Below are 24,329 nucleotides of genomic sequence, written 5' to 3' on the forward strand. Positions count from 1 at the left end.
GATGGCGGCCTAGGCGGCAAAGGCGGCGTGGGTGGCACTGTTGGTTTCGCCGGCCGCGGCGGCAACTCCTATGGCGGTGGCGTTGGTGGCAACGGCGGCAACGGTGGCCACGCCGGTAATGGCGGTAAGGGTGGCGACGGCGGTAACGCCGGATTTGGCGCTTCCGGCGGGCGCGGCGGTACCGGCGGCGGGGCCGGGGCGGTAACTGCTGGGGGTGGGATCGGACTTCCCGGCGGAGCCCCCGGTGAGTTTGCCGTTCCTGGAAGCCGTGGGCTGGACGGTAAGTGGGGTCAGAACGGCTAAGCGGCACTGACATCGATACGCCCACGCGACTCGAGATTGGCGGTAACCGGATGTGTTTGAGTCACTGAGTCAATGATTACCGTGCAACGACGGTTGGTTAATCCGACGTGTTAGTGAGCGGTTCTGACGCGCGCCGGCCACGGCAGCAAAATGGGTTGATCGCTTCCGCGTCGGTGGGACTGAGGGCGACGGCGGCAGATGGCGCTGAAGGGCACCGAGGTGCAGGGTGCCGTGTCCTACGTGTTGTAGGCACCCCTTGCCTGCGGTGTGTTCTGGGGACGGTTGTTGTTACGGGCTCACCCGTACCGGCGTCGATAGGGTAGCGGCATGACCCGGGTCCGACCGTTCCTCATGTTCCAGGGCGGCACCGCTGCCGCCGCGATCGAGCTGTACCTGGCCGCGTTCCCCGGCGCTTCAGTCGTGTCCTCGACCCCGCACCCCGAACCGGCCACCGGCATCATGCTGGCCGAGCTCGATCTGGCCGGGCTACGAGTGCTGGTCAGCGACAGTGCGGTCAAGCACGGCTTCGACTTCACCCCGTCCAGCTCGCTGTTCGTGGATGTCGCCGACCGCGCGGAGCTGGAACGGCTGGTAGCCGAACTGGGGGATGGCGGCGCCACCCTGATGCCGCTCGGCGACTACGGCTTCTCCACCGCGTTCGCTTGGGTCAACGACCGATTCGGGGTGTCCTGGCAGCTCAACCTGCCCTGAGCTGAGGAGCTTGTATTCACGCCGGCCAGCGCCAGCGATACCTGCAGTGGCTAGGTCTTAGGCCCAGGTGCCGACTTTTCGGCCGGGGGATGTTCCATTCCCGCGGGGCACGGTTCTCCGGCGGCGGTGTAGAAGGGTTGACCCGACGGGGCGTAGCAGGGCGGAAGGCCAGCGGTCTGCTGCGCGGCGATTTCGTCGTGGCTGGCGAGGGGCCGGTCGATCGCGCCGCCGACGGCACCGGCGGTGGCACCGGCGATGACGTCATTGGCGACGGCGCCCAGCAGGCCTGGACCGCAGGGGCCGGGCACGAAGATCGGGCCCAGGATGCCGGGGCAGATCCCGGCGTGTGCTTGAGGCGCCACCCCAGCCGGCGCAACGGCCAGGGCGGCAGCCGCTGAGGCGACCGCTGCCAAGAGACGTGTAATACGGCGTTTGCCGTGCATGGCATGCCTTCCTGGTGGGGGCTGATCGGCCGATAGATTACCCGACACCGGATCAGTCAGTAGGCGTCTCGGACGCCGTCGATTCTGAGCTCGCTGGATGCTGACCGAAACCGTATTCTCAACCTAGACAGCCGATTTCTCGACGACGCTGGCAGCACGCAGAATCAGCTCTCGCGAGCTTGGTCGGCATGCAATGCCTTGATGCGCCGCTGCTCGCGCAGGACTTCTTGGTAGCTCTCACGTTCGGCGACCAGCCACTCCGGCTTCTCCTCGAGCAGCGCAGCGATCTGCTCGGTGGTCAGCACATTGTCCACGCCGCTCCGGGTGAGGCCGGAGATCGAGATGCCCAGCTTGGCGGCCACCAGGTTCTTCGGGTGCGGCCCGTTCTTGCGCAGGTCTTTGAGCCATTGCGGCGGTTCGGCCTGCAAGGCGGCGAGCTCGGTGCGGGTGATCGCGTTCTCCTGGAACTCCGCGGGCGTCGCGGGCAGGTACACGTCCAGCTTCTTGGCCGCCGTGGCGGGTTTCATGGACTGCGCGTTCGGCCTGCTCATGGGGCCAGCCTATCGGTAGCCTGATGCGGTGAATTCGCCTTCCCTCACCCTCGGGTACGTCCCCGGCGGGACGCCGGCGAAGTGGGCACGCGTCTGGGCGGAGCGGCATCCGGACGTCCCGTTGCTGCTGCACACCGTTGAGGCCGCAGACGCGGCCGCCGCGGTGCGGGCCGGCACCGTCGATGTGGCGCTGCTGCGGCCGTCGTCCGACACCGCGGGGCTGGCTGTCATTCCGCTCTACGAGGAGACGACGGTGGCCGTGGTACCGAAGGACCACGTCTTCAACGCCGTCGATGAGATCACCTCGGCGGATCTCGGCGACGAGCCGCTACTGCTCCCGCTCGATGATGTGGTCGCCTGGGCGGACGCTCCCGGCAACCCGATCGACCATCGCCCTGAAACCACCAAGGACGCAGTAGAACTCGTGGCGGCCGGGTTGGGTGCGCTGATCGTTCCGCAGTCGCTGGCTCGGCTGTATCACCGTAAGGACCTCACCTACCGTCCGATCAGCGATGCGCCCACCTGTCCGGTGTCGCTTGCCTTCGCCGAAGGCCCGCAGACGGCGCTGGTTGAAGAGTTCGTCGGCATTGTGCGCGGCCGCAAACCCGGTTCGTCGCGAGGACAGAGCGAGCCGGCACCCAAACGCAGCGCGCGGGAGAAAACCCTCGCCAAGCAGGCGGCCCGGGCGGCCGCGGGCAAGGTCGCTCGCAAGCCGGGCGGGGCTGGTCGCGGTCGACGCTGAGGCGCCGACGCACTACCCGCGTCTGGGAATCTGCCGGCGCCCCACCGGCGTGGCGCGTCGTGAGATTCCCGCTCGGCGCGGGGGCCGCGGGGGCGCGTCGGCGCGTCGGCGCGGGGGAGCCGGGCCTCAGTGCGTGTGCGCCGGCCCCTCCTGGCCCTTGTACAGCCGGGCGAGCATCAGATCGCGGAATCGCGCGTTGTCGAGCAGCTTGAGTCCGGCGTTGGCCAGCGTTGGCTTACCGGCCAGCTTGTGAAAGAACCGGCCGCGCTTGTACTCCCGGCCCCAGGCCGCTTCCATCCGCTGCGCATAGTTGGTGAAATCGTCGGGTCCGCCGTTGGTCAGCGCCGCGACCGCGCACTCGCCGGCGGCCAACCCCGACTCCAGCGCCTTGGAGATCCCGGCACCCGAGGTCGGCCGGCCCGCACCCAAGGAGTCCCCGGTGAACAGCACGCCGGGCCGCCACGGCGGCCACGCGGTGAAGCCCATCGGCAGTCGCCAGGCTCGCACGGTCTTGGACTGCTTGAGTTCGGTGATCGACGGCAGTTCCCACTCGCGCGGCAGCGTCTCCAGGAATTCGCCGAGGAAGTGCGTGGCGTTGATGGCCTGCCAGTTCTTGTAGCTGTTGACGTAGCCCAAGCCGATGTTGACCCGGCCGCCGCCCAGCGGGAACACCCACCCATAGCCGGGCAGCTGGTCGCCTTGAAAAACCAGCTTCATGTAGATGTCGAGGGAGTCGACGTCCGGCCGGACGGCGGGCATTTCGGCGCGGATCGCGATCGCGGAGTAGCCGTTGTAGTCCGAGTCCAGCTTCAGCGCCCGCTTGATCGGCGAGTAGGCGCCGTCGGCGGCGATCACCGCATCCGCCAGCACCTTCTCACCGCCCTTGAGTAGCACCCCGGTCACCCGGCCGGTGCCGTCGAGTACCGGGCCGGCGGCTTCGGCGGACTGCCGAATCTCGGCTCCGGCCGATTCGGCGTGCTTGAGCAGCAACGTGTCCAATTCCGGGCGGCGGGCGACGTAGCCGTGGTTGGGCATGCCGGGTCGGCGCGGAAACGACAGCTCCCACTCGCTGGGGCTGAACACCTTCACCCGGTTGACCCGGTGGAACTTGTCCACCTGCTCGGCCAGGCCCATTTTCTGCAGGTAGCTGACGGCGCGCGCGGTCAGTCCGTCACCACAGGGCTTGTCCCGCGGGAACTCCGCCTTGTCCAAGACCACCACGCTCGCGCCGGCCTGCCTGGCTTGCCAAGCGGCCGCTGACCCTGCTGGACCTCCGCCGACAACTGCAAGGTCGAATCGCTGCACCACAGCGGCGATGGTAGCCGACGGCCGGTCTGCCCAGGTCAGCGACGGCAACGCTGTAAGGTGCTTGACGTGCGCGGAACGACGAGACCTAAGCCGACCGAAAACGGTGGGAAAAAGGTCGACGCGCGCAGCGAACGTTGGCGCGAACACCGCAAGAAGGTCCGCCGCGAGATCGTCGACGCCGCCTTCCGGTCCATCGACCGGCTCGGCCCCGAGGTCAGCGTGCGGGAGATCGCCGAGGAAGCCGGCACCGCCAAGCCCAAGATCTACCGGCATTTTGCCGATAAGGACGACCTGTTCGAGGCGGTCGGGGCTCGGCTGCGCGACGACCTGTGGACGGCGATCTTCGCCTCTATCGACATTGCCACCAACTCGCTGCGCGACATCGTCCAGCGCAGCGTCCAAGAGTACGTTGCCCTGGTCGACGAGCACCCCAATGTACTGCGGTTCTTCATCCAGGGTCGGGCGCGCGCGCAGTCCGAATCGAGGATGCGGGCACTCGAGGAAGGCCGGACCATCACCCTGGCGATGGCCGAGATGATCAACAACGAATTGCAGGACCTGGAGCTCAACCGAGGGGCGCTGGATCTGGCCGCATTCGCGGCTTTCGGTAGCGCTACCTCGGCCACCGATTGGTGGCTGGGGCCGGAATTGGACAGCCCGCGGCGCATGCCCCGCGACACGTTTGTGGACTACCTGACGACGATCATGATCAGCGTCGTCGGTGGCACCGCCCAGAACCTCGGCATCGTGATGGACCCCGATCAGCCGATCCGGTCGGCGGTCCGGCGTCAACCGGTCGCCTGATCAGCGATCCGCCCGAATCACGCCCGACAACCTGATAAATGCCGTATAAACGGCTGAATGACACACAATAACGTCTGGTGGATGGGGTCCGGACTGTTGTCGGCGGTCACCGCAGCAGCACTGGTCGTGCCGGCGCCGCAAGCGACCGCGGCGTCCGAGGTAACCGCGGCGTTGGCGGTCGCGCCGACAGCGTTGCCCACCTTTCCGTTCGGGGGACCGCCGGGTGACCCGTACGCATGCATGACGGTGGATGTGGTCGGGTGCTCGATCGTGTTCGGCGGCAGCGGCATTCCGATACCGCACCAGGACTACATCGACGCGGTCAACGAGCGCTTCATTCAGCCGTTGCATCCGGGGTTCACCCCGCAGGCCCTGTTCACTCCGGAGGGACTGCAGCCGTTTACCGGTGTCAAGACGTTGCCGCTGGACGTGTCGATGGCACAGGGATTGACCATGCTGCAGTTGGCCGTCCAGAACCAGTTCGACTTGGGTCATGCGGTTAACCTCTACGGCTATTCGCAAAGCGCCTCGATCGACACGCTGCTGATGCGGCAATATCTGGCGTTGCCCGCTGATCAGCGACCGGACGCTGACCAGCTGACGTTCACGTTGCTGGGCAACCCCAACAACCCCAACGGTGGGCTGATGCAGATCTTCAATCTGCCGGAGTTCGGTGGATCGGTGCCCATTGCGTCACTGGGTTTGACGCTCAATGGCGCAACCCCGGACGGTCCTTGGGAGACCAACAACTACACGCTGGAGTACGACGGGTTTGCCGACTTTCCGCGCTACTCGATGAATCTGCTTGCCGATCTGAATGCGGTAGCCGGAATCCTCTACACGCACAACCAATACCCGATGCTGCCGATGACTCCTGATGGCCAGCTCGCCAACGCGATTCTGTTGCCGGGCTCGGTGGACTACGTCGGCGAGCTGCCCGACGGCGTGACGGCCAGCACCGCGACCAACTACTGGATGATCCCCACCGAGAACCTTCCGCTGCTGGAGCCGTTCCGCGGCAGCCCATTCGGGAACGCGATCGCCGACCTGGTGCAGCCGTCGCTGCGGGTGCTGGTCAACCTGGGCTACGGGCAGATCGAACACGGCTGGGACACCGGGCCGGCAAACGTACCGACCACGATGGGGTTGTTCCCGGACGTCAACCCCATGGATGTCTTGACGGCCCTGGTCAACGGCGCGCAACAGGGCTGGCAGGATTTCGTTCACGACTTGGGTTCGCTGTCGTCGGCCGTTGCAGACGGGCCCGACCCGGGCGTGGACATGGCGGCGTTCACGATGCCCAGCCTTATCGACATCGCCAACGCGTTCAGCGGCTCGATCTCCGCCATCAATGGGGCGTTGATGGTGACCGGGGACATCCTCAATGCCCTGACGACCACCCTGCCGGCTGCCATGGCGCAGGTCTTCTTCTCCGAACTCTCCCAGGGGGACCTCGTCGACGCTTTCGGTCTTCCGCTGGGCGCGGCCACCGGGCTGGGCTCGCTGGCGGCGGGCTTCGAGTTGATCGGAATCATGCACGCGACGTCCCAGATTCAGGCCGAATTCGCGGGCCTGTTCGGCTGAGTTGGGCGGGCCTTAGAACCCGAGATCGAGCAACGCGCTGATGGCGTCCAGCGCCAGGGGTTTGGTGGCCTCCAAGAATTGGGTGGTGGTCGCCGTGATGAAGTCGGACAGCGCGGTGAACGCCTGCTGTAGCGGCTCGGGCAGCACTTGGTAGATCGCTGCGACGATGGCGTTGGGGATGATCAGCCCCTGATTGATCACGCCCGCGACCATGGTGGCCAGCTGGACGTATACCACCTCGGCGTCGGGCAGCAGGGGAGCGGTGTAGTCCGGCAGGGTGCCGTTGGCGTTGGCAGCGATCAGGTTGGCCAGCACCTCGGCAGCCAGCTTGGGCGTGCCGTCGTCGGTGAACAGCCCGAAATTGGCTTCGTGGTTGAGTGCCCCGGTCACCAAGTCTTGCGCGCTGTAGACAAATGCCGGCCCGGCGAACGGGAGCTTGGACCAGGCGACCAGGAAGTCTTCCAGGAAGTTGGCCTGTACGGTCTCGCTCACTCCGAACACCGGGGTGGTGGCATTGCCGTACTCGGTGGCCCAGATTTTCAGATCGCCGTCGCCGTTGGCGGCCATGATCGCATTCAATGCCTGGACTTGCTCCAGGGGTGAGTTGGTCACGCCCAGGCCCGCGGAGAACGGCAGCGTGTAGTGGTAGGGGTGGTAGCTCAGCGCGTCGAAATAGCCGTGGGCCCCGCTGGCGTACATCTGCTCGAGAAACTCTTGGGGACTGACGCTGAGCCCCGCGATGGTGGTGGTGGCGCCCAACGCTCCCGCCAGCACGGTGGCGTCGGGGTCGACCGCTTTGATCGCGGTGTAGGCGGCCTGCAGCACGGTGGTGTAGGTCTCGGCGCTGACCGGGGAGTAGAAGATCACCCCGTTGGGTTCGTTCCAGATCTCGTACGACGAGATCTCGCTGCCGTAGCGCTCGGCGACCTCGGCGGCGAAATTCGCGTACGCGGTCGGGTCGGGTGCGCCCGAGATGAGGGCGCCGTCCCAGGCGGGGTTGCCGGTGATGGCGGCGGTGATCGTGAAGCCCATCGAATGGGCCGTGTTGATCACGTTGTCCATCTGGGCCCAGTCGTAGGTGGTGGCCGTGGGTTGGATGTAGAGCCACGGCACGCCTAGGCGCAGATCGGTGACCCCGAGGTCGCGGATCTCGCTGAGTTGGGCGACGAGGTCGGACTGGTTCAGGTTGTACAGGTCAGAATCCGCCACCCCGAAGACCTGGCTGGTGACATCGCTGGTCGCTGCGTTGACGAGGGTGATCGTCTCCAGGTGGATCACCTGCGGTGCCGCGATCGGCGGCGCGGCGACGGGGTTGGCTGCCGGCACGCTGGCGGCGCCGGTCAGGGTTGAGACGGTCAGGATGGCCGCGGCAAACGCCGTTTGGATGCGACGCACAGTGATCAACTACAGGACCGCCTCGACAGTGATGGTTGGGGTTGAGCGTATCGCCGGTGCGGGGGAAATTTCAGGTCAAGCCGAAGACACTCTCAGGTGAGGCGGCACGGGCGTTGACGAGACTGCGGCCCGCCAAACACACTGAACACCAAGACCCCAACAGGGAGGGATAAGCGATGACGCTGACCGATCCCACCGCCGAGGACGCCGGGAGCCGGGCGCCGGTCCGCACCCGGGCACTGATCATCGGGACCGGGTTTTCCGGCCTGGGCATGGGCATTGCGCTGCAGAAGCAGGGTGTGGAGTTCCTCATCCTGGAAAAGGCCGACGAGATCGGCGGCACGTGGCGGGACAACACCTACCCGGGCCGCGCCTGCGACGTGCCGTCGCACCTCTATTCGTTCTCGTTCGAGCCGAAGGCCACCTGGAGTCGACTGTTCTCCCCGCAGCCGGAGATCCTGGACTACCTCAAGGACGTCACCGACAAGTACGGCCTGCGTCGCCAGATCCGATTCGGCTCGAAAGTGACCCGTGCGGCGTGGGACGACGACGAATTCCGCTGGCATGTATTCACCGAGGACGGCGGCGAATATGTGGCCCAGTTCCTGATCTCCGGCGTCGGTGGCCTGCATATCCCACGCCTGCCCGATATCGAGGGAATCGACGAATTCGCCGGTGCCGCATTCCACTCCGCGCAGTGGGACCACAACGTGGACCTGACCGGTAAGCGCGTCGCGGTGATCGGAACCGGCGCCAGTGCGATCCAGATCGTGCCCGCGATCGTCGACCAGGTGGCCGAATTGCAGCTCTACCAACGCACTCCGCCGTGGGTAGTGCCGGTGCCACATCACCCGCTGCCCAACGCGGTACGCCAGGCCTTCGCGGTGGTGCCCGGACTGCGGCTGTCGGTGCGGGCGGCCATCTACTGGGCACTGGAAGGTGTCGGATTCGCGATGACCAGGCGCCCCGGCCTACTGCGTCTGATCGAGGCCGTCGGCAAGCTCAACATCCGCCGACAGGTCCGCGATAAAGAGCTGCGGCGCAAGCTGACGCCGCGGTACCGGGCCGGTTGCAAGCGAATCCTCTACTCCGGCAACAACTACTACCGTGCGGTAGCCGATCCGAAGACAACCCTGATCACCGACCGGATCACTCGCATCACCCGGGACGGCATCGTCACCGCCGACAACGTGCAACACGCAGCCGACGTCATCATCTACGCCACCGGATTCCATGTCACCGACTCTTACACCTACGTTGGCGTCATCGGTCCCAACGGAGAGGACCTGGTGCAGCGCTGGAACCGCGAAGGGGTCCAGGCGCACCGCGGCATCGCCGTGGCCGACATGCCCAACCTGTTCTTCCTGCTCGGCCCCAACACCGCGCTCGGCCACACCTCGGTGGTGTTCATGATCGAGTCGCAGATCCGCTACGTCGCCAAGGCGATCGCCGCGGCCGACCAAGCCGGTGCGCAGGCGTTGGCGCCCAGCCGCGCCGCCCAGGACCGCTACAACGCCGAGTTGCAAGACAAGCTGGCCGGCTCGGTGTGGATCACCGGCGGCTGCAACAGCTGGTATCTCGACGAGCATGGTGTGAACCGGACTTTGTGGAGTGGCATGACCTGGCAGTACTGGCAGTCCACCCGCTCGTTGCGGGTGGGCGAGTACCGATTTTCCGGAGTGGGCTGACACGACACGCAGACCACAACTTCTTGTGTTGGCACGGGTTGTCGGCCCCCAGGGGTAGTGTCGGAGGCCTAGATTTCGGCGGGTGAAATGGGGTTCTGGTGTCCGAGAACATAAAGCTGATCGACCGCACTTCGGCGATCAACTGGAACCGGGTGCAAGACGACAAGGATGCCGAGGTCTGGGACCGCTTGACCGGCAATTTCTGGCTGCCGGAGAAGGTGCCGGTCTCCAACGACCTGCCGTCGTGGGGGACCCTGACCGATCACGAGAAGCAACTCACCATGCGGGTGTTCACCGGGCTGACGTTGCTGGACACCATCCAGGGCACCGTCGGCGCGGTCAGCCTGATTCCCGACTCGCTGACCCCGCACGAGCAGGCGGTCTATACCAACATCGCGTTCATGGAGTCGGTGCACGCCAAGAGCTACAGCCAGATTTTCTCCACGCTGTGTTCCACCAGTGAGATCGACGACGCGTTCCGCTGGTCGGAGGAGAACCCCAACCTGCAGCGCAAGGCCGAGATCGTCATGCAGTACTACCGGGGTGACGAGCCGCTCAAACGCAAGGTGGCTTCCACGCTGCTGGAGAGCTTCCTGTTCTACTCCGGCTTCTACCTGCCGATGTACTGGTCGAGCCGGGCCAAGCTGACCAACACCGCCGACATGATCCGGTTGATCATCCGCGACGAGGCGGTGCACGGCTACTACATCGGCTACAAGTATCAGCGCGGACTGGCCCTGGTCGACGAGGCCAAGCAGGCCGAGCTCAAGGAGTACACCTACGACCTGCTCTACGAGCTCTACGAGAACGAGGTCGAGTACACCCAGGATCTGTACGACGATGTCGGTCTGACCGAGGACGTCAAGAAGTTCCTGCGCTACAACGCCAATAAGGCGCTGATGAACCTCGGCTACGAGGCGCTGTTCCCGCGTGAAGAGACCGACGTGAACCCGGCGATCCTGTCGGCGCTGTCGCCCAACGCCGACGAGAACCACGACTTCTTCTCGGGTTCTGGATCGTCGTACGTGATCGGCAAAGCCGTCGTCACCGAAGACGAGGACTGGGAGTTCTGAGGTTCTGAACGGTTGCTTGCTCCAGGGCTTGCGGGGCAGCGGCCGCAAATTCGCGGAAACTTGACGGAAGCGCTGACGCTTCTCCGGTGGCCTGTCGCTCCGTTCCGGTAAAGTCTGCCCACTGACGTAGTGACCGGGGTGGCAGGGAAAGGGGCGGTCGTGGTCGAGATCGATCCCCCCCTCGTCGAAGTGGCTAGAACCTCACCCAACTTCGGTGCTTTGGCCACAATCGAGCCACTCCTAGCAGTCTATGGAGCTGGCGCGGAGTCGTCGCTCTATTCCGACCCCAACGGAGCCCTGATCAAGTGCCGCCAGTTCGGCGAGGTGATGGCCGAGCAACTCGTGATTCGCACCCGAACCAGGTGTGACGGCGATCGCCAGATCGATCGAATCGCAGCGCTCGAGCGTGCCGGGGTTCTCACCGCCGACACCGCAGGGGTCTTTCACGACATCCGGAAGCGCGGAAACGACGCAACCCACAGTCATCTGTTCGATATCCGGAGCGCCCTATCTGCGCTCGAATGTTGTTGGAAGTTAGGCGATCTCCTCCAGCGGGCGGTGTCCGGAGATAGAACACCTCGCAGCTTTATCGCCCCTGAGCCCGCAGCGGTGCCCGCAGCCGGAGCAGAGGACGAGCGCCTCGTTGTTGTGGAGATCGAGGCAACGTTGGCCAAGTCCCGAGCTGAATTGAGCGACACGCTGACAGTGCTGGACGCGACGCGCTCAGCGCAGGAGTCGGAAGCTCAAGCACGGCGGGCTGCCGAAACCGAATTAGCCCGCATCCGCGAGCGGGAAGCGGTGATGGCAGCCTCGATGGCCGAACTGCAAGCCCAGATCGCTGAGCTCGTGCAGGCCGGCGCGGTTGCTTCTGGCGTCGGGTCCGTTGTCGCCGGAGATCCGAAGACGTTCACGAACGAGTTCCGCCGCCGACCACCGCTGAACGAAGTTCAGTCGCGTCGTGTAATAGACGCGCAGTTGAAAGCCGCCGGCTGGCTTATTCAGGACTATGCGGCCATGAACCCGATGGCGGGCGGCGGTGTCGCTGTGCGCGAGTTCCATTTGGCGAGCGGCTTCGCAGATTACATCCTGTACGTCGACGGCCGAATCGTCGGCGTGATCGAAGCTAAACGCGAGGGCACGGCACTTGTCGGTGTCGAGCAACAGACCCGCAAGTACGCCGAGGGGCTTCGCGCCGAACACCAGATCGCCGCGCGGCGGCGCGGCGAGCCACTGCCGTTCCGCTACGAGGCGACGGGCGCCGAGACCCGGTTCACCAACCAACTTGACCCTAAACCACGGTCACGCGAGGTTTTCGCCTTCGTGCGACCCGAGACCATCCGCACCTGGATGCACGCCGCCGACGCGAATCCAGACGCGCCCACCTTCCGCGCACGCTTGTTGACTCTGCCGATGCTGGAACCGGACGGGCTGCGGCCCAATCAGATTCAAGCCGTCGAAGGCATCGAGAAGTCGCTGCAGCACAACCGTCCGCGAGGGTTGGTGCAGATGGCCACCGGCGCCGGAAAGACCTTCACCGCAGTGACATCGGCATACCGCTTGATCAAACACGCAGGGGCATCCAGGGTCTTGTTCCTCGTCGATCGGAACAACCTCGGTGAGCAGGCTGAAGCTGAGTTCGCGAACTACACGCCCCGCGACGACGGCCGACGCTTCGGCGACATCTACAACGTTCAGCGGCTGGCCGGCCGGGCCGTGCTCGGCTCCACCAACGTGGCGATCTCGACCATTCAGCGGCTGTTCATGCTGCTGCAAGGCCAGGAGATCCCCGATAACGACGACGACATCGATGGTGACGACGATCAAACGTTCCCGGTCGACGTGGTCTACAACCCGCAGGTGCCGCCGGAAGCCTTTGACCTGATCGTCGTGGATGAATGCCACCGGTCGATCTACGGCCGCTGGCGGGCGGTCCTCGACTATTTCGATGCCCCGATCATCGGTCTGACGGCAACCCCGACCAAGCAGACCCTGGGATTCTTCGACCAGAACCTGATCAGCGAGTACACCTACGAGGAATCGGTGATCGACGGGGTCAATGTTCCATTCGACGTGTACCGGATGCGGACACAGATCACTGAGCGGGGCAGCACCATCGAGGCCAAGACGGTCGTCCCGATGCGCGACCGCAAGACCCGCGTCCAGCGTTACGAAGAACTTGACGAGGACTACGCCTACACCGGAAATGCACTGGGCCGCGATGTGATCGCCGAAGACCAGATTCGCACCGTGTTGACCACCTTCCGAGACAGAATGTTCACCGAGATCTTCCCTGGCCGATCGGCGGTGCCGAAGACGCTGATTTTCGCCAAGACCGATGCGCATGCCGACGAGATCGTTCAACAGGTTCGCGAGGTGTTCAACGAGGGCGCCGATTTCGCCACCAAGATCACCTACAACGCGACGAACCCCAAGGATCGGCTCGCCGAGTTCCGCAACAGTCCGTCGCTGCGGGTCGCGGTGACGGTCGACATGATCGCAACGGGTACCGACGTGCGCGCCATCGAGTGCGTGTTCTTTATGCGGTCGGTTCGATCAGCGGTGTACTTCGAGCAGATGAAGGGACGCGGGGCACGGATCATCGATGTTGACGATTACGCTGCGCTGACCCCGGACGCGCGCCCGGGGTTCACCAAGGAACGATTCATTATCGTCGATGCGGTCGGTGTGACCGATTCCGACCTGGTTGACGCGACCCCGATGGAACGAGAACCGAGTGTCTCGCTGGAGCAGTTGCTCGCAAAGGCCGGCCGACTGACGCTCACTCCCGATGAAGCATCGACACTGGCGGTGCGTCTGGCGAAACTCGCCTCGCAGCTCACACCGGATGAGGCGGCGGAGACAGCAGAAGTTGCCGGCGGCACCGCGCTGCGTGACATTGCACGGCAGATTGCGGCCGCCAGCGACACCGACGCCGTCATCGCAGCGCAAGATCAGGGTGGTGGCGCCGCGGTCCGTGACCTGATCGACGGCGGGGTGGCCCCGCTGACCACGAATCCCGAGCTGCGGCAACGCATCCTCGACATCCGGCGGGCCAAGGATCTGCTGTTCGACCAGGTCAGCAAGGACGCCGTGACCGGTATCGCGCGGATTGACTACGCCGAAGCCTCGCGCGACCGCATCGAGTGCTTCCGCGAGTACCTGGCCGAACATCGCGATGAGATCGCAGCACTGCAAGTCATGCACGGCAGTGGATCGGGACGTCCTCGCTATCGCGATTTGAAAGCATTGGCAGAGAAGGTCGCTCGTGTTCCGGCGATCGGGAGCATCGAGTCGATCTGGAGGTCCTATGCCGAGCTGGGCGAGCTGGCCGACCCTGGTCACGAGGTCGGCATTCCGGATCTGGTGACGATCCTGCGCCACGAACTGACCAAAGATGGTGTGGATTCCAAGATCCCGCCTTTCGCGTCCGTCGTCGAGGCGAAGCTGGCCGCCTGGCTCGGTGAACAAGCGCGTCGTGGGGCGACCTATTCCGAGCAGCAGACGCGGTGGCTTTCCTCGATTGTTGACGTAATGAAGACGAACATCGGGGTTGACGTTGACGATCTGGATCAGCTTCCACTGTCATCACTGGGCGGAGTGGACCGCTTCGCGCAGGACTTTTCGGTGACGACGTTGGAGGAAGCGCAAGCCCTGCTTGATGAGCTCAATGCAGAGCTGATCGCGTGAGTGGCCTGCCGAAGGGCTGGGCGTGGACGACGCTGGGGGAGGTATGCGCACCGGTATCGAAAGCGGACCCAGCTACATTCGCGAGAGATCAGTTTCAGTATGTCGACATCGCGTCCATCAATGGTGAAACCCAAACCCTCTCAGAAGTTGCAATTGTTGACTGTGACAAGGCAGCGTCGCGTGCACGACAAATACTGCGTACCGGCGATACGGTGTTCTCGACAGTCCGGCCGTATCTGCGGAAAATCGCGTATATTCCGGAACGTCTCGACGGTGAGATCGCATCGACAGGTTTCTGCGTGCTCCGTCCTACAAGCGCGATCGACGGCCGATTCCTGTACTACACAGCCATCTCCGATTGGTTCATCGCTGAAGTCAGTGCGAAGCAGCGTGGCGTTAGCTATCCAGCGGTCCGTGCGGGCGAAGTGCTAGAGACTCCGATCCCACTACCGCCGCTTGCGGAACAGCTCCGGATAGTTGAGGTGCTGGAGGACCACCTGTCGCGGCTGGACGCGGCTGACGGGACGTTAGCAGCGGTCGCACGCCGTATCGATGCGTTGACCGACGCCCTCGCGATCGACGCCGTGGGCGTTGCTCCTGGGGCCATGTTGCCTCAGGATTGGGAGTGGCGGTCGCTGGAATCCCTCAGTAGCGGATCGTCCTATGGCACGTCAACGAAGTGTGATCCGCAGGGTCAGGGGACGCCTGTCGTACGTATACCGAACATTCGGGGCGGCGCACTGGACTTGGCCGATATGAAATATGCCGTAGATCTTGAGCTTCATCTGGACCAACTTCATCTCAAGGCTGGCGATCTTCTGTTCGTTCGCACCAACGGAAGCCCAACGTTGATTGGCCGCACCGGTGTAGTCAAAAGGGATGTGGCGATCGCGTTCGCGTCGTACCTCATTCGATTCCAGTTGGGTTCGGTCGATGTGGCTGATTGGGTCCATTTGGTTGTTTCATCGCCCCGGTGGCGGGAGCAGATTGTCAAAGCCGCGGCTTCGAGTGCGGGGCAGTACAACTTGAACCAGACTTTCCTGAAGCGATTGCAGATTCCGCTTCCTCCGGTTGATATGCGTACGGAAATTCTCACCGCTCACTCGGATGCTTACGGAGACTTGGCGCGACTGCTGCAAGACAGCCATATCGCACTTTCTCGCTCTGCCGCCCTCCGTCGCGCCGTCCTGCGGGCCGCGTTCAACGGCGAACTCGTCGACCAGGACCCGAACGACGAGCCGGCCGCGGTTGTTCTTGAGCGTCTTCGGGCGGAGTCGAAGCCGCCCCGGAAGCGCGCCGCAAAACGTACCGCTGCCGCATCGACCCGGGGTTGACGTGTTGCCGGCCCGGTGGGAGTCGATCACCGTCGATGACTGGCTGCGGGATGGCGATGGTCGTATCTCCGAGGAGCCATTGGGTGGTAAGGAGAAATTCTGGATCATCGGCCCCGACGGACACGAATACCTCTTCAAATACGCCCGTTGCGATGAGGACGGCACCAACGTCCGCGGCGAGGATTGGGCAGAATGGGCGGTTCATCAGCTGGCTGAGCTCATCGGCGTGCCGACGGCCGTCGTGCTCCCGGGTACACATGATGGCCGACGCGGCAGTCTGTCCCGTGCGGTGTGGCACGTGCGTGAGCGACTCATCCACGGCAACGAACTGCTCGCACGCCAGGACTCGGCTTACGACGCCGGCGCGCAGCGGGAGAACCCGGGCTACACCGTCGAAGCGGTGCATGGCGCGCTCGATGGGGTTGCGGCACCGGTGGCCTGCGAGGCGCCGGTCATGACCGGATTCGATGCCTGGGCTGGCTACCTGATGCTGGATGCCTGGGTGGCGGGCCGCGACCGCCATCATTTGAACTGGGCGGTGATCGATCACGGCGGCTCGCTGCGCCTGGCGCCGTCATTCGACCACGGCAACGCCCTGGGATTCCAAGAACCTGAACATCAGGTTGTCGGGCTCGCGAGCGACGATGCCCGGCTCGCCCGATGGAGCCGGAGAGGCGCCAGCTTCCACTTCGCCGGTAGGCCACCGCTGGTAGAGGTGGCCAATTCAGCATTACGGCTGGCCGGCGGTGGGGTTGAGGCCCATTGGCGCAGTAAAATCGCGGAGGTCACCGTGGACGACATCACGGCAGTCTTCGACCAAGTTCCGGACGCCTTGATGTCAGACCAGGGACGTACATTCCGAATCAAGCTGCTCACCCACAACCAGGAAAGGATCGTCGATGACCGCTAGCTCATCCTTACGCGTTGCTGCCGCACCGGCCATCGATGCGAGGCGGCGGCTTTTCCTGATCTGGCAGAACCCAGAAACCAGGCAGTTCATCCGCGTTGGCATCCTCAGTGAGCTGGTGGATGGCCGGTATGCGTTCGCATACACCGATGGAGCGCAGTCCGACGGCTTTAACCCACTAGTGCAGTTTCCGGACGTGAACGAGACCTACGTCTCAGGTGCGCTGCCCGCGTTCTTCGACAACCGGGTGATGTCTCGGCAGCGGCAGTCGTACCCGGACTATTTGAGCGCGATCGGTATCGACGCTGCTGAACTAGACACCCCGATGGAGTTGTTGGCCCGCACCGGTGGCCCCCGCGCGACCGACACCTTTCACCTGGTTGACGACCTCGCTGCTGACCACGATGGCCGGGTAGTCAGCCGGTTCCTCGCTTCAGGCGTACGCCATGTCGACGGCGCGGCGGATGCGCTCAGCCGCGTTCGGCCGGGTGATCGGTTGGAGCTTCGTGCCGACCGCGACAACGCGGTCAACCCGCGTGCCCAACTGGTCTGCGAGCAGAGCGGTGATGCCCTCGGCTACGTTCCGGACTGGCTCCTCGATGACCTGGATAGCCTCCTGGCGAGGGCGGACTCGCACCGTATTGTCGCGGAGCGCGTTAACCCGCGGGAACATCCGCACCTGCGCCTGCTATGCCGCATCGAGGCTCACGTTTAGCTGGTCAGTTACCCTCGGCTGGTGCCGAACCATGCCGAACTGCGTCGTCTCGTCGACAAGTTGTGGAGCTACTGCGACGTTCTTCGCGATGCTGGTGTGTCCAACATCGACTACGTCGAACAACTCAGCTACTTGCTGTTTCTCAAGATGGCCGATGAGCGGCAGAAGGGGCTGCGTCGCGAACAGATTTTGCCGGCGGGGCTTGACATCTCCTGGGACCGCCTCCTCGAACTCGACGGCTCGGCTCTCGAAGACGAGTATCGGCGGGTTCTCAGCGAACTCGGCAAGGAAGCCACCAACCTCGGCGTGATCTTCCGGAAGGCGCAGAATCGGATTCAAGAGCCGGCGTTGCTGCGCAAACTGATCGTCGACCTGATCGGTTCGGAAACCTGGTCGATCGGTGGGGACCTCAACGGTGACGCGTATGAGGGGCTGCTCCAGAAATCCGCATCGGACGTTAAATCCGGTGCAGGGCAATATTTCACGCCTCGTACTTTGATTCACGCGATGGTTGACGTGATGCGACCCGCCCCGACCGATACCATCATCGACCCCGCGTGTGGCACCGGCGGCTTCCTTCTCGCTGCGGTTGAGTATCTGAATACTCACTACGCCGCGTCCATGACCCCTGAGCAACGGAGGGCGCTGAGCGAGGGGCGCACAGTCCATGGCGTCGAACTGGTCGACGCCACCGCCCGGCTTGGCACCATGAACATGTACCTGCACGGCATCGGTCAGGCCACCGGAGAGCCCGTGATCGCCGTCCGGGACGCGTTGGCCACCAAGGCTGATCCGGTGTCGATGGTGCTTGCAAATCCACCCTTTGGTCGCAAATCGTCGGTCACCGTCGTCGGCGCCGACGGTCGGGCAGAACGCGAAGACATTGCCTACAGCCGTCCCGACTTCTGGGTGACGACCACCAACAAACAGCTCAACTTCGTCCAGCACATCGCAACGGGGCTGAAGATCGATGGTCGTGCTGCCATTGTCGTCCCCGACAACGTTCTGTTCGAGGGCGGCGCCGGCGAGACGGTCCGCCGACGACTTCTCGCCGAGTATGACGTTCACACCCTGCTGCGGTTGCCCACCGGAATCTTCTACGCCGGCGGTGTCAAGGCCAACGTACTGTTCTTTGACCGCAAGCAGGCACGTCCAGGAAAGCCCTGGACCGACAAGCTGTGGGTCTACGACCTGCGCACCGGGTCACACTTCACCCTCAAGCAGCGACCGATGCGCGACGAGCACCTTATCCCGTTCATTGAGTCATTTAACGCTGACAACCGTGGCGCCCGCGCCGTCTCCGAGCGTTTTCAGTCCTACGCGTATGACGAACTGATCGCACGCGACAAAGTGAATCTCGACATCACCTGGTTGAAGGATCCCTCTGCAGGCGACCTGGACGACGGGGTACCGCCGGAAATCATCGCGCAAGAAATCGTCGACGACCTCACCGCGGCACTCGCTGAGTTCAGCGCGGTAGCTGACGCGCTCGCTGCGCGGGCAGCAGGTATGACCGTTACTGAGTGATCGACAACGCAGTGGTTGCATAATCCGGTGGTGAGCACGGATAGACCCGGTAGCGTCGCCGGCCCGGGTGTGCAGCTGGCCCTGGCCACCTGGGTCTCGGTGATCTGCTTCTGGGCGTGGACCTTGATCGGTCCGCTGTCGACGCGGTACGCCAGCCAACTGTCGCTCAGCTCCAACCGTGAGGCGCTGATGGTTGCCACCCCGATCCTGGTCGGGGCGCTGGGCCGGATCGCCACCGGACCGATGACCGACCGCTTCGGGGGCCGCACCATGTTCATCGGGGTCTCGCTGGCCTCGATTCTCCCGGTGCTGGTGGTCGGGTATGCGGCGAAGATCGGTTCCTACCCGCTGATGCTGGTGGCGGGGTTCTTCCTCGGAGCGGCTGGCACCGTCTTTGCTATCGGAATCCCGTTCGCCAACAACTGGTTTGCCCCACAGCGCCGCGGCTTCGCCACCGGGGTGTTCGGCATGGGCATGGTAGGTACCGCGGTCTCGGCGTTCTTCACCCCGCGGCTCGTGAAGTGGCTGGGGCTGCTCACCACCCACCTGATAGTCGCGGTGGCCCTGGCGATTTCGGCACTGCTGTGTGTGGTGCTGATGCATAACGGCCCGCGCTTCGTGCCCAACGCCACCCCGGTGCTGCCGAAGCTCAAGGCCGCCGCACGGCTGCGGGTGACGTGGGAGATGTCGCTGCTGTACGGGCTGGTTTTCGGCGGCTTTGTGGCCTTCTGCAGCTATCTGCCCATCTACATCAAGAAGGTCTACGACTTCTCCGCCGTCGGCGCCGGGGAGCGCACCGCGGCGTTCGCCTTGGCCGCAGTGCTGGCCCGGCTGCTCGGCGGGACGCTGGCCGATCACATCGCGCCCAAGTACGTCGTGTTGGCCTCGCTGGCCGGTATCGCGGTGCAGACGCTGATCTCGGTGTTCAAACCGCCGGCCGATATCTGGTCGGGCCTGACCTTTCTGCCGCTTGCCGTCGCACTCGGTGTCGGCACCGGTGGGGTGTTCGCCTGGGTGTCCCGCCGTGCCCCGGCCGGTTCGGTCGGCTCGGTCACCGGGATCGTCGCCGCGGTCGGCGGCCTGGGCGGTTACTTCCCGCCCCTGGTGATGGGCGCTACCTACGATCCGGCACGCAACAGCTACGCGGTGGGACTGCTGCTGCTGGTGGCCACCGCGGTGATCCTGTTTGGCTACACCGCGGTATTCCTGCGCGCGCAAGAACCGATCGCTGCACCATCACCGTCGAGTTGAGGGAGACCTGATGACGACCAACGCCGATCCCACCACGCCGCGACGTTCTCGGGCGTGGACCACCGGAGCCGTGATCACCGCCGTGCTGGGACTGTTCTTCGCGTTCGACAGCATCCCAAAGATCCTCGGCTTGCCGTTTGCCCGGGAAGCCACCGAAGGACTGGGGTTTTCCCCCGACAAGACCGCGGTGATCGGCTGGGTGCTGCTGGTATGTCTGGTGGTCTTCCTGATTCCGCGCACCGCCGTGTTGGGTGCGCTGGGCCTGACCGCGTATCTGGGTGGTGCGGTGACGATCAACATGCATGCCGACAAGCCGTTGGCCGGCTTCGTGTTGTCCGGGGTGTATGTCGGGGTGTTGATGTGGATCGGCCTCATCTTGCGGCGACCGGAACTGTTGCGGGTGTTGGGGCTTCGGCGCGACTGAGCGCCTCAGCGGGGCGGTAGCTGCTCCAGCAGCTCGTCGAGGAATCCGCCCGCCTCACGCCCGGCCGCCTCGACGTCGGCCGCGGCGATCGCGTCCACCAAGCCGCGATGCCGGATCTGGTCCGCCTGCACCGGTTTTCCGCTCGTCGTGGCCACACTGGCCATCAGCGCCTCGGTGAGCCCGCAGTACAACTCGGTCAACACCGGATTGTGCGAGCAGCGGACCACCGCGAGATGGAACTCGGTGTCGGCCCGGACGAACTCGTCGTGTCGGCCCTGCTGCTGGTGGTTATCGCGGCGATCCAATAGTGCGCGTAGCTCGGCCAGATCCTCGTCGGTGCGGGCGGCTGCGGCCAGGCGTGCCCCTTCCACCTCCAGGCAACGCCGCACCTGGAGCACGTCGCGCAGCTGCGGGCCGCACAGCCGGCGCACCGCGCCGGACACCTCGCTGGTGGCGCGCACGTAGGTGCCATCGCCCTGGCGGACCTCGAGGATGCCGCTGTGGGCCAGCGCCCGGACCGCCTCACGCACGGTATTGCGGCCGACGCCGAGGGCGTCGGCGAGCTCTGACTCGGTGGGAATTCGCGAATCGACCGGCCATTCCCCGCCGGCCACCGAGGCGCGAATCTGCTCAATCACCTGATCTACCAAACCGGTGCGGCGGGTGGTGACCAACGGCACAGCATTCTCCCTTCATCCAATCATAGGATGTATGCGATCCTACTTTAGGTGACCCGCACCGCCCGCAACGAAACACTCGCCCAGTACGAGCACGACCTTGAACTGGAGCTCGAGGGCGCCGCCGAATTCCGGCCGGCGACGATGGCGGCCGGCGGTGCACTGCTGACCGTCGCGGTGGTCTTGACCGCGCTGAACCTGCGCCCCGCGATCACCAGTGTGGGGCCGCTGCTCCCGGAGATGCGTGGAGCGTTGGGCGCCTCGGACACCTGGGCCGGCATCCTGACCACGTTGCCCGGCCTGTGCTTCGCCGCAGCCGGGCTGGCCGCACCGTGGTTGTCACGGCGGATCGGGCTGGGGCGCACGGTGTCGGCGGCGCTGCTCATACTCGTTGCGGGACTGTTGATCCGGGTCTGCGACGGGCCCCTCGTGGTGCTCGGCGGAACACTGGTGGCCACCGCGGGAATCGCGTTGATCAACGTACTGATCCCGGTGATCATCCGAGGCTCCTTCCCGGCGCAGGTCGGGCTGATGACGGGGATCTACACCGCGGCGCTCCAGGGGGGCGGGGCATTGGGTTCCGCGGTCACCCCGGTGCTCGACCACGCGCTGGGAGGTTGGCGATCGGCCCTGGCTGCCTGGAGTGCGCTGGCGTTGGTGGCGCTGGCGGCGTGGGTGGTGGGGGCCCGCGGATTCGACCGGCCTGGCGCCGCCGCACCCGCGGCGGCGACGAGCGGCCGGTCGCTGCTGCGCAGCAAGCTGGCCTGGACCGTCACGCTGTTCTTCGGCACCCAGGCGTTCATTGCCTACGTGGTGATGGGCTGGCTACCGGCAGTGCTCATCGACCACGGAACCAGCGAAACGGGTGCGGGCCTGCTGCTCGGCCTGATTTCGCTGATCGCCGTCCCGATCAGCCTGATCGTCTCGCCGCTGGCCGCCCGTCACGACAGCCAAAGCGGATGGATCGTCGGGCTCGGAGGACTCGGCATCGCCGGAATACTCGGTCTGCTGATCGCCCCCGCGGCCGCACCGCTGCTGTGGAGCGTGCTGGTGGGCCTGGGGATGAGCGTGTTTTCGTTGGCGCTCACCGTGATTGCGCTGCGAGCCCGCGACGCGCAGGACACGGCGAGCCTGTCGGGGATGGCGCAGGGCTTCGGCTACCTGCTTGCCGGCATCGGCCCGTTCCTGTTCGGTCTGTTGCACCACGTCAGTGGTGGATGGACCGTGCCGTGGCTGATGATGCTGGCGGTCTACCTGGTCCAGATACTGGCCGGCGCACTGGCCGGGCGCGACCGCTACGTGTGAATCAACCCTCGCCGAAGATAGATCCGATGCTATTGTTGTATATATGGCGAGAACGCTTGTGGATATCGACGATGATGCGCTCGTAGCGGCGGCGAAGGTACTGAACACTTCGACCAAGAAGGACACCATCAACACCGCGTTGCGGGAGGTCGCGGCGCGCGACGTGCGTGCGCGGATGCTGGATCGTTTCGCCGACGATCCGCAGTACTGGAAGCAGCAGCAGCAAGCCCGTGAACGGGCGTGGCACCGCGACGTCGAATGAATCAGGTCTATCTCGCCGATACGACCGTCTGGCACTGGGCACGTCACCCCGTCGCCCGCGCCGCGTTGCAGGACGAACTCGATCGCGGCACCGTGGCGACGTGCGCAATCATCGATGCCGAGCTGACCGTCTCGGCTCGAAGTGAACGTGAGGCCATCGAGATGGCGGAGGAGCGCCGTGCCCTGCGTTGGTTGCCGAGTCCGGACGAGATCTGGGATGACGTACTGACGACCCAGCTGGCGCTGGTCAAAGAATCGTTACATCGATCCGTGAAACTGCCGGATCTGATCATTGCGGCGGTTGCGCGTCGCCACGAGGCGACGGTGCTGCATTACGACCATGACTACGATGCCATTGCTGCGGTGACCGAACAGTCGATGCGGTGGCTGGTGCAGCCCGGAACGCTAACTTGACGTCGCCCCTCCGTTGCCAACCCTCGCCGAACGTGCACTGAGACCGGGGAATTCGCGAATTTTTCGGTCTCAGTGCACGTTCGGTGAGGGGCTGGGAAGGCCTGAGTGCTAGGGCTTCCGCAACGACTCGGTGTCGATGACGAAGCGGTAGCGCACGTCGGAGGCCAGGACCCGCTCATAGGCGGTGTTGATGTAGTCCGGTTCGATGACCTCGATCTCGGGGCGCACGTCGTGCTCGGCGCAGAAGTCCAACATCTCCTGCGTCTCGGCGATGCCGCCGATCATCGATCCCGAGAGGCTGCGCCGCATGCCCGCCAGCGGAAACGGCGGCACGGACATGTCGTGCTCGGGCATGCCCAGCTCCACCAACGTGCCGTCGACCTTCAGCAGATTCAGGTAGGCGCCCAGGTCCAGGTTGGCCGAGACGGTGTTGAGGATGACGTCGAAGTTCATCCGCAGCTTCTTGAAGGTGTCGGGGTCGCTGGTGGCGTAGTAGTGCTGCGCACCCAGACGCAAGCCGTCTTCCATCTTCTTCAGCGATTGCGACAGCACCGTGACCTCGGCACCCATCGCGACGCCGAGCTTGACGCCCATGTGGCCCAAGCCGCCCAGCCCGATCACCGCGATCCGCTTGCCGGGGCCGGCATTCCAGTGCCGCAGCGGCGAATACAGGGTGATACCGGCGCACAGCAGCGGCGCGGCGGCATCGAGTGGGATGCCGTCGGGGATACGCAACACGTAGCTCTCATCGACGACGATCGCGCCGCTGTAGCCGCCATAGGTCGGCTGGCCGTCGCGGCCCACCGCGTTGTAGGTGCCCACCATTCCGCTACCGGTGCAGTACTGCTCCAGTCCGGCCTGGCAACTGGCACACTCGCGGCAGGAGTCGACGAAGCAGCCGACGCCGACGTGGTCACCGACCTTGAATTTCGTCACCTCGGATCCGACCGCGGTCACCACGCCGGCGATCTCGTGGCCGGGCACCACCGGGTAGCGCGGGCGGCCCCACTCACCCTTGACGGTGTGGATGTCGGAGTGACAGATACCGGCGAACGCGATGTCGAACGCAACGTCGTGCGGACCGGGGTCCCGTCGGGTGATGGTGGTCTTGCTCAGCGGCGCGTCGGGCGCGGTGGCGGCATAGGCGGAAACGGTGCTCATCGTCGAATAAACCTCTTCGGATCTGCGCGGGAATCAAAAAATATAGTCTAGCAAAGTTCTTTGC

23 protein-coding genes and 1 pseudogene are annotated in these 24,329 nt (G+C 64.7%); 18 read left to right on the forward strand and 6 right to left on the reverse strand.

Annotation, left to right across the window (positions count from 1 at the left end):
• Both BN4346_RS49490 and BN4346_RS32955 read left to right on the forward strand, forming a co-directional pair.
• Positions 1-303 (forward strand): hypothetical protein (locus BN4346_RS49490; protein WP_208863232.1); only part of this gene is annotated, 303 nt, incomplete at its 5' end.
• A gap of 327 nt (positions 304-630) precedes the next feature.
• Positions 631-1,014, forward strand: a complete 384-nt coding sequence (locus tag BN4346_RS32955; RefSeq protein WP_067971183.1) for a VOC family protein — start codon at positions 631-633, stop codon at positions 1,012-1,014.
• Between the two features lie 50 nt (positions 1,015-1,064).
• On the opposite strand, the gene BN4346_RS32960 is transcribed toward BN4346_RS32955, so the two are convergent.
• Positions 1,065-1,427 carry a hypothetical protein gene (locus BN4346_RS32960; RefSeq protein ID WP_154677580.1) on the reverse strand — a complete coding sequence of 121 codons (363 nt, stop codon included), beginning with the start codon at positions 1,425-1,427 and terminating at the stop codon, positions 1,065-1,067.
• Positions 1,428-1,621: 194 nt separating this feature from the next.
• Positions 1,622-2,008 carry a DUF5997 family protein gene (locus BN4346_RS32965; protein WP_067971188.1) on the reverse strand — a complete coding sequence of 129 codons (387 nt, stop codon included), beginning with the start codon at positions 2,006-2,008 and terminating at the stop codon, positions 1,622-1,624.
• 28 nt (positions 2,009-2,036) lie between these two features.
• Between BN4346_RS32965 and BN4346_RS32970 the strand changes: the two genes are divergently transcribed.
• Entirely contained in the window at positions 2,037-2,750 is a 714-nt protein-coding gene (locus BN4346_RS32970; RefSeq protein WP_067971190.1) for a LysR family substrate-binding domain-containing protein, read from the forward strand.
• A 126-nt stretch (positions 2,751-2,876) separates the two neighbouring features.
• Here the strand turns inward: BN4346_RS32970 and BN4346_RS32975 are convergent, their stop codons facing one another.
• Positions 2,877-4,058 carry an NAD(P)/FAD-dependent oxidoreductase gene (locus BN4346_RS32975; RefSeq protein WP_067972281.1) on the reverse strand — a complete coding sequence of 394 codons (1,182 nt, stop codon included), beginning with the start codon at positions 4,056-4,058 and terminating at the stop codon, positions 2,877-2,879.
• Positions 4,059-4,115: 57 nt separating this feature from the next.
• Between BN4346_RS32975 and BN4346_RS32980 the strand changes: the two genes are divergently transcribed.
• Together BN4346_RS32980 and BN4346_RS32985 are read left to right on the forward strand one after the other, a co-directional pair.
• A complete protein-coding gene (locus tag BN4346_RS32980) occupies positions 4,116-4,862 on the forward strand; it encodes a TetR/AcrR family transcriptional regulator (RefSeq protein WP_407695072.1) in 747 nt (248 codons plus the stop codon).
• A gap of 57 nt (positions 4,863-4,919) precedes the next feature.
• Entirely contained in the window at positions 4,920-6,446 is a 1,527-nt protein-coding gene (locus BN4346_RS32985; RefSeq protein ID WP_078058577.1) for a PE-PPE domain-containing protein, read from the forward strand.
• 12 nt (positions 6,447-6,458) lie between these two features.
• On the opposite strand, the gene BN4346_RS32990 is transcribed toward BN4346_RS32985, so the two are convergent.
• Positions 6,459-7,841, reverse strand: a complete 1,383-nt coding sequence (locus BN4346_RS32990) for a cellulase family glycosylhydrolase (RefSeq protein WP_067971196.1) — start codon at positions 7,839-7,841, stop codon at positions 6,459-6,461.
• Between the two features lie 176 nt (positions 7,842-8,017).
• Between BN4346_RS32990 and BN4346_RS32995 the strand changes: the two genes are divergently transcribed.
• The 10 genes and pseudogenes from BN4346_RS32995 (at position 8,018) to BN4346_RS33035 (ending at position 20,447) form a co-directional block, all read left to right on the forward strand.
• Positions 8,018-9,529, forward strand: a complete 1,512-nt coding sequence (locus BN4346_RS32995) for a flavin-containing monooxygenase (protein WP_067971198.1) — start codon at positions 8,018-8,020, stop codon at positions 9,527-9,529.
• Positions 9,530-9,627: 98 nt separating this feature from the next.
• Positions 9,628-10,602 carry a class 1b ribonucleoside-diphosphate reductase subunit beta gene (nrdF, locus tag BN4346_RS33000; protein WP_096867504.1) on the forward strand — a complete coding sequence of 325 codons (975 nt, stop codon included), beginning with the start codon at positions 9,628-9,630 and terminating at the stop codon, positions 10,600-10,602.
• Between the two features lie 189 nt (positions 10,603-10,791).
• A pseudogene (locus BN4346_RS49895) lies at positions 10,792-11,079 on the forward strand (DUF4145 domain-containing protein); the annotation flags it as partial.
• Positions 11,080-11,211: 132 nt separating this feature from the next.
• Positions 11,212-14,289, forward strand: a complete 3,078-nt coding sequence (locus tag BN4346_RS33005; RefSeq protein ID WP_235653605.1) for a DEAD/DEAH box helicase family protein — start codon at positions 11,212-11,214, stop codon at positions 14,287-14,289.
• The gene (locus BN4346_RS33010) at positions 14,286-15,623 is read left to right on the forward strand and encodes a restriction endonuclease subunit S (protein WP_078058579.1); all 1,338 of its coding nucleotides are present in this window, start codon (positions 14,286-14,288) and stop codon (positions 15,621-15,623) included. The genes BN4346_RS33005 and BN4346_RS33010 overlap by 4 nt, the downstream gene beginning before the upstream one ends.
• 4 nt (positions 15,624-15,627) lie before the next feature.
• Complete coding sequence (locus tag BN4346_RS33015; protein ID WP_154677581.1) at positions 15,628-16,533, forward strand: HipA domain-containing protein; 906 nt, start codon at positions 15,628-15,630, stop codon at positions 16,531-16,533.
• A complete protein-coding gene (locus BN4346_RS33020; protein ID WP_067971203.1) occupies positions 16,523-17,245 on the forward strand; it encodes an HIRAN domain-containing protein in 723 nt (240 codons plus the stop codon). Before BN4346_RS33015 ends, BN4346_RS33020 begins: the two co-directional genes overlap by 11 nt.
• Before the next feature lie 21 nt (positions 17,246-17,266).
• Positions 17,267-18,772, forward strand: coding sequence for a type I restriction-modification system subunit M (locus BN4346_RS33025; RefSeq protein ID WP_208863233.1), 1,506 nt, complete (start codon positions 17,267-17,269; stop codon positions 18,770-18,772).
• A 30-nt stretch (positions 18,773-18,802) separates the two neighbouring features.
• Positions 18,803-20,023, forward strand: a complete 1,221-nt coding sequence (locus BN4346_RS33030) for an MFS transporter (protein ID WP_067972290.1) — start codon at positions 18,803-18,805, stop codon at positions 20,021-20,023.
• Positions 20,024-20,033: 10 nt separating this feature from the next.
• Positions 20,034-20,447 carry a DoxX family protein gene (locus BN4346_RS33035; protein ID WP_067971207.1) on the forward strand — a complete coding sequence of 138 codons (414 nt, stop codon included), beginning with the start codon at positions 20,034-20,036 and terminating at the stop codon, positions 20,445-20,447.
• Positions 20,448-20,452: 5 nt separating this feature from the next.
• Here BN4346_RS33035 and BN4346_RS33040 read toward each other — a convergent pair whose 3' ends face one another.
• Entirely contained in the window at positions 20,453-21,127 is a 675-nt protein-coding gene (locus tag BN4346_RS33040) for a FadR/GntR family transcriptional regulator (RefSeq protein WP_067971210.1), read from the reverse strand.
• 48 nt (positions 21,128-21,175) lie between these two features.
• On the opposite strand from BN4346_RS33040, the gene BN4346_RS33045 reads away from it, so the two are divergent.
• From BN4346_RS33045 to BN4346_RS33055, 3 genes are read left to right on the forward strand one after another with little or no spacing between them, the layout of a single operon-like run.
• The gene (locus BN4346_RS33045; RefSeq protein ID WP_096867506.1) at positions 21,176-22,429 is read left to right on the forward strand and encodes a CynX/NimT family MFS transporter; all 1,254 of its coding nucleotides are present in this window, start codon (positions 21,176-21,178) and stop codon (positions 22,427-22,429) included.
• A gap of 43 nt (positions 22,430-22,472) precedes the next feature.
• Positions 22,473-22,691 carry a type II toxin-antitoxin system VapB family antitoxin gene (locus BN4346_RS47260; RefSeq protein WP_109562138.1) on the forward strand — a complete coding sequence of 73 codons (219 nt, stop codon included), beginning with the start codon at positions 22,473-22,475 and terminating at the stop codon, positions 22,689-22,691.
• Positions 22,688-23,104: a PIN domain-containing protein gene (locus BN4346_RS33055; protein ID WP_067971212.1), complete on the forward strand. Its 417-nt coding sequence runs from the start codon at positions 22,688-22,690 to the stop codon at positions 23,102-23,104. Before BN4346_RS47260 ends, BN4346_RS33055 begins: the two co-directional genes overlap by 4 nt.
• A 108-nt stretch (positions 23,105-23,212) precedes the next feature.
• Here BN4346_RS33055 and BN4346_RS33060 read toward each other — a convergent pair whose 3' ends face one another.
• Positions 23,213-24,265, reverse strand: a complete 1,053-nt coding sequence (locus BN4346_RS33060) for an NAD(P)-dependent alcohol dehydrogenase (protein WP_067971213.1) — start codon at positions 24,263-24,265, stop codon at positions 23,213-23,215.
• Positions 24,266-24,329 lie beyond the last annotated feature (64 nt).

The organism is Mycolicibacter icosiumassiliensis, from assembly GCF_900078685.2.
Lineage (GTDB): Bacteria > Actinomycetota > Actinomycetes > Mycobacteriales > Mycobacteriaceae > Mycobacterium > Mycobacterium icosiumassiliensis.

Bases quoted from the DNA above. Each gene is read 5' to 3' on its own strand.
- BN4346_RS33055 (WP_067971212.1), top strand. From the start codon at position 22,688: ATGAATCAGGTCTATCTCGCCGATACGACCGTCTGGCACTGGGCACGT.
- BN4346_RS47260 (WP_109562138.1), top strand. From the start codon at position 22,473: ATGGCGAGAACGCTTGTGGATATCGACGATGATGCGCTCGTAGCGGCG.
- BN4346_RS32995 (WP_067971198.1), top strand. From the start codon at position 8,018: ATGACGCTGACCGATCCCACCGCCGAGGACGCCGGGAGCCGGGCGCCG.
- BN4346_RS33020 (WP_067971203.1), top strand. From the start codon at position 16,523: ATGACCGCTAGCTCATCCTTACGCGTTGCTGCCGCACCGGCCATCGAT.
- BN4346_RS32965 (WP_067971188.1), bottom strand. From the start codon at position 2,008: ATGAGCAGGCCGAACGCGCAGTCCATGAAACCCGCCACGGCGGCCAAG.
- BN4346_RS33060 (WP_067971213.1), bottom strand. From the start codon at position 24,265: ATGAGCACCGTTTCCGCCTATGCCGCCACCGCGCCCGACGCGCCGCTG.
- BN4346_RS32955 (WP_067971183.1), top strand. From the start codon at position 631: ATGACCCGGGTCCGACCGTTCCTCATGTTCCAGGGCGGCACCGCTGCC.
- BN4346_RS33035 (WP_067971207.1), top strand. From the start codon at position 20,034: ATGACGACCAACGCCGATCCCACCACGCCGCGACGTTCTCGGGCGTGG.
- BN4346_RS32985 (WP_078058577.1), top strand. From the start codon at position 4,920: ATGACACACAATAACGTCTGGTGGATGGGGTCCGGACTGTTGTCGGCG.